This window comes from Candidatus Peregrinibacteria bacterium (assembly GCA_016220175.1).
In the GTDB taxonomy this organism is placed as follows: domain Bacteria; phylum Patescibacteriota; class Gracilibacteria; order CAIRYL01; family CAIRYL01; genus JACRHZ01.
Genome location: JACRHZ010000018.1, coordinates 1 through 11,134 on the forward strand (window position 1 = coordinate 1; position 11,134 = coordinate 11,134).

The 11,134-nt window shown below is 39.7% G+C and carries 8 protein-coding genes; 7 read left to right on the forward strand and 1 reads right to left on the reverse strand.

Going from position 1 to position 11,134, the window contains the following annotated elements:
- The 4 genes from HZA38_01935 to HZA38_01950 form a co-directional block, all read left to right on the forward strand.
- A partial coding sequence (locus HZA38_01935; GenBank protein MBI5414253.1) for an IS30 family transposase occupies window positions 1-110 on the forward strand: 110 nt, incomplete at its 5' end.
- Window positions 111-202: 92 nt separating this feature from the next.
- A complete protein-coding gene (locus HZA38_01940; protein MBI5414254.1) occupies window positions 203-2,974 on the forward strand; it encodes a transglycosylase SLT domain-containing protein in 2,772 nt (923 codons plus the stop codon).
- 203 nt (window positions 2,975-3,177) lie between these two features.
- Window positions 3,178-3,759 carry a hypothetical protein gene (locus HZA38_01945; GenBank protein ID MBI5414255.1) on the forward strand — a complete coding sequence of 194 codons (582 nt, stop codon included), beginning with the start codon at window positions 3,178-3,180 and terminating at the stop codon, window positions 3,757-3,759.
- Complete coding sequence (locus tag HZA38_01950) at window positions 3,756-4,835, forward strand: nucleotidyl transferase AbiEii/AbiGii toxin family protein (protein MBI5414256.1); 1,080 nt, start codon at window positions 3,756-3,758, stop codon at window positions 4,833-4,835. Before HZA38_01945 ends, HZA38_01950 begins: the two co-directional genes overlap by 4 nt.
- Window positions 4,836-4,964: 129 nt before the next feature.
- Here the strand turns inward: HZA38_01950 and HZA38_01955 are convergent, their stop codons facing one another.
- Complete coding sequence (locus tag HZA38_01955; GenBank protein MBI5414257.1) at window positions 4,965-5,501, reverse strand: NYN domain-containing protein; 537 nt, start codon at window positions 5,499-5,501, stop codon at window positions 4,965-4,967.
- Window positions 5,502-5,875: 374 nt separating this feature from the next.
- On the opposite strand from HZA38_01955, the gene HZA38_01960 reads away from it, so the two are divergent.
- The 3 genes from HZA38_01960 to HZA38_01970 all read left to right on the forward strand — a co-directional run.
- Window positions 5,876-7,702 (forward strand): hypothetical protein, encoded by a 1,827-nt coding sequence (locus HZA38_01960; protein ID MBI5414258.1) that lies wholly within the window; start codon window positions 5,876-5,878, stop codon window positions 7,700-7,702.
- Between the two features lie 6 nt (window positions 7,703-7,708).
- Complete coding sequence (locus HZA38_01965; protein ID MBI5414259.1) at window positions 7,709-10,561, forward strand: hypothetical protein; 2,853 nt, start codon at window positions 7,709-7,711, stop codon at window positions 10,559-10,561.
- A 52-nt stretch (window positions 10,562-10,613) separates the two neighbouring features.
- On the forward strand, window positions 10,614-11,134 hold a 521-nt coding region (locus tag HZA38_01970; protein MBI5414260.1), incomplete at its 3' end, for a hypothetical protein.

Consider the following 11,134-nt stretch of genomic DNA (forward strand, 5'->3'; position numbering starts at 1 on the left):
CCAAAGTATCAGAAGAAAAAATCTATGCAGTACAAGAAAAACTCAACGACAGACCAAGAAAATCACTTCGATATCGTACTCCAAATGAAGTCATTTCTGATCTCCTCTAGGGGTGGTGCTTATAATCCTTGAATTTTCCAGAACTTAAATTCACTTTTTAAATCAAAAAATATGTGTGATAATGACCGACTAAATTTTTCTTATGGAATCTGAAAGAAGACCAACTGCTGGGAAAAATGACGGACATGATCCTGAAAGAAGGGGATATCTTCTCGCTGCGGTTGCCGGCATTGCTACATTTTTTGCTGCGAAAATTGCAGAGTATGTTCCTCAACCTCAAGCGCAGAAAATTCATGATGAGAATGAAGATCAGAGCGAAGAGTATAAGCTGGCGCAAGATTCACCTTTGCAGTTCACCGAAGGAGAAAGAGGAGTTCCGAGTGGACCTCTCAGCGCTGGTGAGCTCACCAAGTGGAAAATCGAAGGATTCCAAAAAATATTCGCCGAAATTGGCGGGCTCGAGATAGTTTTTGTCGATCAGAATGGAAGGCTTATTGAAACACCAAAAATTCCAATGGAGCCACATCTTTTTCCGGCGGACTTGAAAAAAGCATTTGAAGAAAATGGAATTGCATTTGAAGAATCTGATATTCCCGAATGGCCGGTGTCGCTTTCTCATGCCGGAAACATACTCGAGAAGCTTCCCAAAGGGCAGCGTGCATCTGCTGTTACCGAATTTTTTGTCCAGAGAACAGTCGTCAAAGATCAAAAATATATACCACAAATCCCTCAAGAAATTATGGCTATTATTTTTGAACCAAACTCTCACAAATTTATTCCGCGAACCGATGAAGACCTAAACTCTCTTATGCTACGACATAGTGTGGCAAGAAAATTACAAGATGTAATTCGAAAGCTTTGGTATAAAAATGTACCTGATCAAGAATTTTCTCAAAAATTTCTTGACGCATATAGACGGCACATAGGAGAAATGTATCCTTCAGTTCATGTAAAAACAGGAGATGAAGGAGGAGTCAGTTATCCAAGGCAGTATAACACCTTATGTTTCCTTCGGAAATATTCTCCAGATGACAGAGCTAAAACATTTTTTGATGTAGCGTATGAGAATTATCAAAAAGCAGAAATCGATACAGCAGGAAAATATTCAGAAAAAAGAACAAAAATGTCGCGTCTCAGTTGGGCGAGAAAAATATTTGCAGAAAAATCACAATTTCCCGAAGGTCTTCAGAAAATTATTGTACAGGGGGTTCCGCTCCTAGAAACAGGTGGAGGAGAAAATGAAACCAGTCCTGCTGGGGCAAGAGGAGGATGGCAACTTGTAAAAAAAACAGCACAAAGATATGGATTGGTTGTTGCAAAAAAAAATGATGAACGTACAAATTTTCTCAGAGCAAGTGAAGGCGCAGCTGGATATTTTGAGTATCTGTATAATATTCTGAAAGCAAATAAAAACCTCCAAGCTATCCAACAAGAATTTCAGGTACCTGATGAAGACTTTCTCTATCCATGTGTTCTGAGTGGATACCATGTGGGGGAGAACATTATTCAAAAAGTATTACAGTGGTTCCGAAAAAAATATGTGGATGACAAAAAAAATGCAGAAAAAATTAAACAGCAAATTGTGAAAGAGGAAGGGAAAGGGTATGGAAGAGATATTTATATGTATATGACAGCAGTAGCGGCAACTACAAATGATGATCATGCTGAGTATGGGTCATTGTCATCAGACTATGCTCAAAAAGCCATAGCGCTCAGTGAGCTTCTCGAAAAAAAAGAGAACGGAGCGAGGCTTACAAGCGACGAAACATATGCTGCCCCGCGCGGATCTGTTGCAGAAGAAGAGGAAACTCCTCTAGGGATTGCAGAGGATACGCGTGCCTGCATTCAGGGAACTCTTACTGGTGCAGTCGCAGGAAGTACCGCGCTCATTGCAGCAAATCTTCTTCGCCACGTTCAGCAAAATACACTACAAACAAAAAGAGAACATTTAGAAACATGGGGATGGAGCGCTTTTAGTACGATTTTGGTGAGAATTTGGTCACGGCTTTCTCCTACCGTTAAACCCGATGAAGAAACCTCATCAGAAATACCTGCAGAAACTCCGGAGCTTTTTCCTCAAGGGAAGTACATTCACAGTGATGATTTTGGAAAGCGATTAAAAATAGATGCGGAACAAAACAGATTTCCCCTCCCTGTAGAGAAATGGCCTGGAGCAAGACGTTATCCAAGAAGGGGACAACCAGAATTCTTGAAATGGTTACAAACCAGTGAAGGAAGAATCGCCCAAAAAATTGAGAATCATGTTGAACTCGAGCGTCTCATAGCGCAAAAGAAGTTGATACCCATTCTGGAGCAGGGAAAATATGTAAGACTCAGAGATTGTGGTGGGAAAAAAGCTAAGGAAGAGCAGAAAGGAAACAATAATCCCGATATGAATAATCATCCTGATTATGTTGTCACATGTCCGCAGGTAGCGAAACTTCTCAGGGAAATAAGTATTGATTTTAATGAACAGCTGCATGCGATGGGACTTCCAGAGAAATTTAGCGTTCGCATTGTGGTTGGGTCTCTTACCCGTGACGCTGAATATCAAAAGAAGGTAAATTCATCCACAACAAATTCTGCTCATAGTTATGGTATTGGAGTAGATCTCGCGATGGAAAGATTTGACATAATCAATACGGAAACAGGAGAGTTTTATGATCTCGCAGGAGATCCATTTGAGGCGAATAGAAATTCAGATCCACAGAGAACCTTGCGAGATGTGAATAAAAGTTTACACGATATTGTAGGGGCATGCTTTCAACATGTTCTTGGAGGAGTTCTTCTGGAAAAACAAAAATCAGAAGATCTCCTCTTTTATGTGCATAGTAATCATTTTCATTTTTCAGCGAGAGATCTCACGAGCTCTGTTTCATCTCAAGATCTTAAGGGGATTCTGACAGAAGAGTAGAGAGGTGAGGAAAATCCACTTTTTATTTGGTATATTCCGAAAAATTATTTTGCCTTTCCCCCAAAAATTTGCTCATGAAGACTTACACATTTCGTATTCTCACAAAACCGGAAGAAGAAGGCGGATATCATGGCTTTGTTCCATTTGTACATATATTCATTATTCTGTATCATTTAATACAGAATATGTGATATAATGAGCGCATGAAAAAAATCGAAGCAATTCAAATATTGCAAAATTCGAGAAAGAATCTTTTCAGTCTTTCTGATCTGAAGAAGCTCATGAGCATTGAGGAGGATAATACCGCCTATCATCAAGCGATGGGTCTCATAAAAGCTGGAGTTTTAGAAAGAGTGGTAAAAGGAATGTATCTCTTGTCATCAAGAGTTCCTTCAGATTTTGAAGTGGCGAATTGCATATATACACCTTCGTATATTTCACTCGAATCTGCTCTGAATTATTACGGGATTCTGATTCAAACTCCTCAACAAATTCTTTCGATCACCACAAATATCACCAAGCAAATATATACAGGAAGAAAATGTTTTTCTTTTCGACATCTCAATGCGAAATATTTCACTGACTATCAAAAAGTCGACAATTTTCTCATTGCTACTCCAGAAAAAGCGCTTATTGATAGCATGTTTTTTGTTGCCCTCGGCAGAGGATCACTTTTCTTAGAGGAACTCCTTTTGGACAAAATTGATGTGAAAAGAGTGAAAGAGCTGGCTTCGAAGATAGAAAATACAGCATTTATAAAATATTTTAAAACTGTAAAATTATGATTTCTCAAAACCAAATACGGGAATTTTCGAAAAGATACGCCATTGATGAATTCACTATCATTCGCGAATACTTGCAAGTTGTTTTTTTAAGCGCTCTCTATAGCATGAAGAAAAGTCAGAAAATTTATTTTAAAGGCGGAACCGCAATACGTCTCCTCTTCAATGCTGGACGTTTTTCCGAAGACCTCGACTTCACAACAAATCTCACCATTGCAGAACTCAATACGCTCATCAAAAATGTCCTGAGAAAGGTTCTTTTCATCATTCCTGACACCTCCCTGAAGAAAGTGAAGAAAGGGAACAAATCATATTCCGGAATTCTGAGCTATACGCCGAAAGACGCAAAATATCCCCTGAGTCTCCATCTTGAATTCTCCATCAGAGAAATTCCTGAGACGTCGGAAGAACACGTCCTTCAAACTGACTTTCCCATTCCTTCAGGAGCGATTATCAAACACTTGAGCTTCACGGAGATTTTAGCGGAAAAAATTAGAGCGCTTATGCTTCGATCAAAAGGTCGAGATATGTATGATCTTTGGTTTCTGCTTTCGAAAGGCGTGGAGCTTGACCTCAAAATGGTCAATCGAAAAATGAAATTTTATCATATCGAATTCTCCGCAGAAGATATTCTCGAGAGAATTCAGAAATTTGATGAAAAACAGTTGAAAAATGACCTTCAAAAATTTCTGAGAGTACACGATCGAAATTTAATTCCTCATCTGAAAGAATTGATCCTACAACAAATGTATTCTCGACAAGAGTTTAGCATTGCTCTGAGCGAGAATATTGCCTATAACAAAATTCCAATGAGTTTTTCTTCACTGACGAAAACAAAGCGCCTCCCACACACCTTTGATGAAGCTAAAACTTTTGAGATACAAAGACAGGATGAAAATACACTGATGGTCAGGGTGATTCAGAACGGAAAGAAAAAAGATAAAGGTGACATCCTCATTCAAGCACTAAACAGAAATGGAGTTCGAGAACTGGGTATTATTGAAAAAAATAGTGGCGACCTCATTGGCATACCCTATGCCAAATTTATTCAGAAAATTTTCAGGATGAAATTTTCATAGGGTTTGATTACATCGCATGCTTCCCATCACTTTTTATTTGGTATATTCCGAAAAATTATTTTGCCTTCTTCATCGAAATTTGCTATACTAGATTCATCAAGACGAAAGGGATTCCGAACGGTTCATTGCCTAAGGATACCCTTTCTTTTTTTGTGTCCACGAAATTTTCCTTCTCGTTCCTTCATCCTCCAAAAAGGAGAAGAATTTTGCGTGAAGCGAGCGATACAAGGACGAAGCAAAATGTTTATTCGGAAAAAGTATCTTTTGAAACCGCCCTTCTGCAATCAAAAAGTCAACGAGCATTCGAAAGTCTCCATCTCCAGAAACGAGAACAATCTTTCCAAAGTGTTCTTTTTTGTAGAGTTTTCTCATAATTTCAAAAACAATTTCTGTGTCCACATTTCCCTTCTTCTCTCCGCGCATTGCCAGAGTATGTTTTCGAAATTCAAGAATGAATCCGGCTTCTTGAATGTTTCGGTAGAGCGAATTGTAATCCGTGTGAGTGAATCCAAGGTAATAGTATGCCTTTGTAACATTATACTTCTCAGCAAGATATACCCGAAATCTCTGCAAATCAATTTTCCATGGAACTTCCGAGGAGAGCGTTCCCATATGCAGATTCTGTCCGTCAATAAAGGCATAATTTTTTTCGGATATTTTTGTCATCAGGACATTGTCAGATAAAAAAGAATGCTTTGAAACATTCGTTATATTAAAAAATTTTTGGAAACACCGAAAAAGACGAAAATGGTGAACATCTTCGTAGTCCCTTTGGAGAGATGATTTTTTGTATTCCTAAAGTGTTGTCGATGTTCGACAACAGAAAAATAGTGTTCGTGAAGACGTACAAAGTACAAGAAATCTACCTACAAGTTTCCCGATCAGAGAAAAATACTGAGTTCCGCTTTTTGAAGAACAAATCTGATCATTTTTCCACGCCTGTACATTTGTAAATTATGGGGTTTTATGATACAATACTATGAACGTATTCATTATATTTTCAAAACAAATACCCAATGCAATATTTTCTTTGCCATTACGTGCCAGAACAGGCTCATGGACGAAGCCAAAACGGTTTCTTATTCTCAGAGAAAAAAAGAATTTTTCTAAATACTCCGACTCCGGGACCTAGCTCCAACCGGAGTCCTACTCCTACTCCGACACCTTCTGCCCCAGAAATTCGCGAAGGATTTCCCAAAGGAGAAAATTTGGATGATACAATTCGGTCATGGTGTGAAACGAGCGGAAGAGAATGTGAAAGAGACAGAGACCAAATTGCACTGTATCGCGGTGTAATTGATCATCTTGCTCTAGAGCTTCCAAAAATGGCGGACAAAGACAAGAAAGTCATCACAAATCAGGCGATGATTGAAGCGCGTGAAGAGGCGACATCCAGGTTCCCGACATGGATTTCCGACACCAGAATGGAACTGACACTATCTCCTGAGGAACAGAAACAAGAAAAAGATGCAATTACTGAGCAACAGAGAAGACTGACAAATGCAATAACAGAACTTAAAGCGAAAAAAGTAAACGAACATGACATATTGCAAATTGCAACGCTTGTAGGGAAACCTATCACTGCTGATCTTTCAACTCTCAGCAGCCTCTCAACTACTGCAGAACAATACGGACGCATTGCTCAGGGACAGGAAGAGTACAACAATCTTGATGTAGAAATTTCAAAAAGAGAAAACCTTACCAATGACGATCCGAAAAACTTTTGGTGTCTCATCACGAAAAAAACTCCTGAAGCTAAAGAAGTATCAGATTTTAAAACAAAAACGACAAATACATTCACACTTGTGCAAAAACTTTTTGCAGAGGGAAAATCATATTTTACATTTCTGAATTCACGCGCCGCTGCAGGTGATGATATAGCTCAGTACTATCAAAACTGTCCCGCATATCAAAACATTGAAATTGCTCGAGCTGCACTTGAAGCTGATTCTACTGCAATTCCTGAACTCACTGCTGTGCTTCGAACTCTTGGTTTTTCAAACTTCTTTGTTCCAAACGAACAGCAGTTTGAATATCTCCAAACTACAGCAGACTTCGATGCAAAAACAAAGTTCTTTACTGATGATGAATCCAAAATATCAGCAGAACTTATTGACACAACAACAGATTATGCAAAAAGATGGGAATCGCTTCATCCCGGAACTGTTCCAACCGGTCAAGAAAAATATGACCGAGAAGATGAGCTGAGCAATATGCGATCTGCAGTGAGAGAAGTGCTTCAGCAAGCAAGAAACTATACGCGTTTACGTGCAATTCAAGAAAGTAGAGCTGCAAAATCAACTCTTCTTGATACGCACTTTCCAAGTGGAACAACACCAGAAAACGTCGATCTTCAACCTCTTACAACAGCAGTACAAACTCAGAAAACAGCGTATGAAACTCTTTCCCATCCGAGTGCTCCACTGACAGCTGAAAAAGACAAAGCGAAAAATTCGAGAGAAAAAGAATTGGCAGCTGAGCAACTCAGATTTTTGCAAGAACTTGAAAAAAAACATACGGATTTCACCAATCTTCGGAATAATAAGGCGCTCTATGAAATATTTTTTGGAGATGATGATATTTTGGGAACCAAAGGAAGATGGACAAACGAAAGAAGAGAAGCCATTGAATATCTTCTTCAAACCTACGAATACACGAGAGAAACAATCTTTAAAATTGCTCCACGACCTGAATGGTCAGAAGTAGAAGTATTTCTAGTTTTCCGAGTGATTCGAGAAAATCAAAAACCTTCAGATGTACAGAAAACTCTTGCTGATCATTTTCACAACAAAACACTGCAGCAAAATTACCAAAACGTGAAAGCATTTATTGATTCACAAAAACCTACTCCAACTCCAACGCCGTAATAACTTATGCAATTCCCATATTTTTCTATCAACGGCTCAGCTCACCAGAGGATATTTATTACACCCCCTTCAAATTCGGCATCATTCGCACCAACATTTGATCTTTTTGATGTTAATCCTAAGACAGCTCCCGAAGCGGCAGCTGATGCAAAAGCTGCTACAGCAGCGGTAGAAAGAAAAGCGGTGACAGACGAAACGAAAGAAAATTTGGAGGCGGAAAGAATGAATTTGCGATTTCGATATTTTTATCAAACCTACAATAGTCTTTTTCGTGAAAAATCTGCAGAATGGAGAGCGGGAACGGGAACTGGTGGAAAACCGACGCCGGAGTATTTTGTAGAAAATTGGGTAGCAGCAGATGGGACCATTCCTAAAGATGTTATTGAGAATGTGATTGAACAAATCGTTCCGTATGATAAGAATAATCTCACCGACCGAAATAAGAATCCGGTGGTGGGAGAAATTGAACGAGCAGGAGGCGTGAAAGCAGAAATAACAGCTGCTGATTTTATAACCGCATTAAAAGATCCGAAACATGCTGATCATTCCAAAATGGTGGATATCGCCAAAGAACTTCAGACATACATCATCAAAATGAGAGCGCATGATGAGATTGAAGCATCGGAAATGCAAAGACTCAAGGAGGGGCTTAATGAAAGAGGAGGTGATGTTCTTCTCGATATTTCCGATGCGGTACAAAACAATCTTCCTTTGACAATGATTCTCCTGGGACTCAGTTATGTTCTCGGAGGAAAAAGTGTGTTCAAATGGGGAGCGGTTGTTGGTGGCATATTAGTCGCCAACAAACTTACAAAAAATGTAAATATTCCTTTTTTAAATGGGAGAACGCTTGGAGAATTTCTCAGTGGAAAGTCTCTTGCGGAAATACGCCATACGGCAGTAGCGGGATTTCTGGAAAGGAGAGGAAAAAATGATGAAATGAGTAAAGAAGCTACAGCTCGGCTTTGTGAAGTTCCGCTGAATGACATTATGACATGGCATGAAGGAGTAGAAAAACGTGTCGGAAAATCATGGAATCTTACTCCTGAAATGAAAGGGGAAAATTTGTATTTTAAAGGAATGCCATCAAGTGTTGAGAACGTTATTAAACAAATGGCAGATAGCAAAGATATTGATAAACTTGCTGCAGCACAATATTTTTGGGAAATATGGAAAGATTTCCTTATGGATACTGCGGAAAAAAATGAAAATGCATTTGAGAAAAAATTAGGAACAAATCCAGAAGTAGGACTGGGAATAGTAAAGGCCACTTTCCTCAAAGGCTATACTCCTCCAGACGCATACATGCCTTTTCGAACGATTGTGCCTCCACGGCTCAGAAATGATCTGGATAAAGATGAGAGCTTAACATTTGGAGAGATTCTTGATACAGAAGTAACACTAGCAGATATCGAAAAATCAGAAACGGCAAACATGCCATTTCTCGAAAGGCTGGAAAAATTCGGACTCAGCCAGTGGAAACCGCTGGCAAAACTTATTGATGAAAAATACAATTGGACAAAAACCAACCTCGAAAAATTCTTTGACTTTATTACAGACAGCGGAATTCCATCGGTAAAAGGCTTTGTTGAACAAGCGGTAGCACTCGGAATGAAATTTGGAACGGATTTTTACAGTTGGGCAAAAGGAGAGGTCGTGATGTGGTATGGAAGAAATCAAGTTCGGATTCAGTCAGTGAAAGACGCTGGAAAATTTGTTCTGAGTATTCCGGGAATGACGCTTGCAAAGGGGATTGACGTCGCTACAGATGCCTTGCCTTTTGTCCTTACGACACTGAAATCCATGTGGTCGCAGACAACGATGGTGGCAAAAGAAGTTTTTGGGATGCAGGATAAGGAAAAAGAGCAAGTGAGCCCGGCAAATGAATTTGAATTGTACCAATACCTTAAAGATCTTGGACTCGTTGATAATATTGTTCGAATGTATGGTATTGGCACAATGAAGAATGACCTTATGGCTCCAGAAATACCCATTCCGGGAAGATACAATATCCCGCTCCTCATGATCTGCAACGAAATAATGACCTCTCCTGCCAGCAAAAAGCAATTCGGAGATGAGATGCAACAATACATGTCTGCTACAGAAATTAACCAGTATAGCACTGGTGGGGTTAATTGGACCGATATTCGAGGGATAGCCCACACTTCAAGCGCTATAAACTTTGCTTCCATGACGAATGTCCCCAAATGGCTTATTGGAAGAGCATTTATTATGGACTCTGCAGCGCTGAGGATATTCGATAAAGTTGCGAATGGCGGTCTTGACATAGCAAGTGCATTTGGAGAAGCAATAAAGTTTCTTGGCGGTGTTGGAAGTATTGGGAATAACCAGCTCCAAATCATGTTGTGGAATGCGGTTGAAATGGTCAAACCCGGAGTGAAATCAAATGTCTCTGGTGTAGTTGGAAATACGCTCTTTGCGAAAAACGCTATTCTCAGAGCTTGGAATACTCCAAATGTTATTTGGACAGAGGGACTCTTTATGGAAGAAATGGTGAAGCCAATGATGGCGACGATTTCAGATGATCATGTGCGACTTGGATTTCATGCCCTCGCACAACAACTTTTTCCAGAAATTATGGCGAGATGCTCGCTTACCCTAGATACCGCAGGGAAGACGTTTCCTCTGTACCTCATTCATCCGGGAGGAGGATCTAATCATCCAGTAAGAGCTGATGTGCAACTCGCCCTTAAGGCTATTTTTGATCAACTAAATAGCAATAGGGATTTCATTGTTGAAGATTGGGGGACGATAAAGTTTACAACACCTATAGAAAATATAGATCCATCTAAACCCGCTTGGTCAGTATACAACCGATTTGCACTTGACAAAACATAAAAACAAAGGGACAATCAAGAACTCACTCCTTTTTACTAATTAATTTTTCTTTATGCCAAACGCTCCATCATCATCTCCTAACGGCGAAATACTATATCCAAAAGAAATAATGACACCTCCAGGTGGACAGGAAAGTTTTGGCGGAGTGCCTATTTCTCCTGAGGTTCCTGAAGGATATGAAGTTGATCCAGATGCCGAAGAAACTGCTATAGACATAATGGAAGCAGTAGAAACAGGTGGTTCTGAAGATGCAAGAGCTATTGATGAACTTCTTAGGGATCCTCAAGAAAGAGCTGAACTCGTCCAAGCAATTGAAACTGACCCCGAAGTACAAAATGTACTTACTCGAGGATTTGCTGGAGCAAAAGAGCTCGTGCGAAAGACACTGAATACTTTGAAATATGCTCCATATCATCTCCATGCTTCACTCATACTTGGTTTATATTCATTAGGAGCGGCATCTACTGGAAATGCAGGACCAATATCATGGGAAGCCGCTGGAAATGTATCTGGTACTCCGATTCCCACTCCTGTATCTATACCAAGCGCTACTGGTCCAACAGGTGGAGCTGG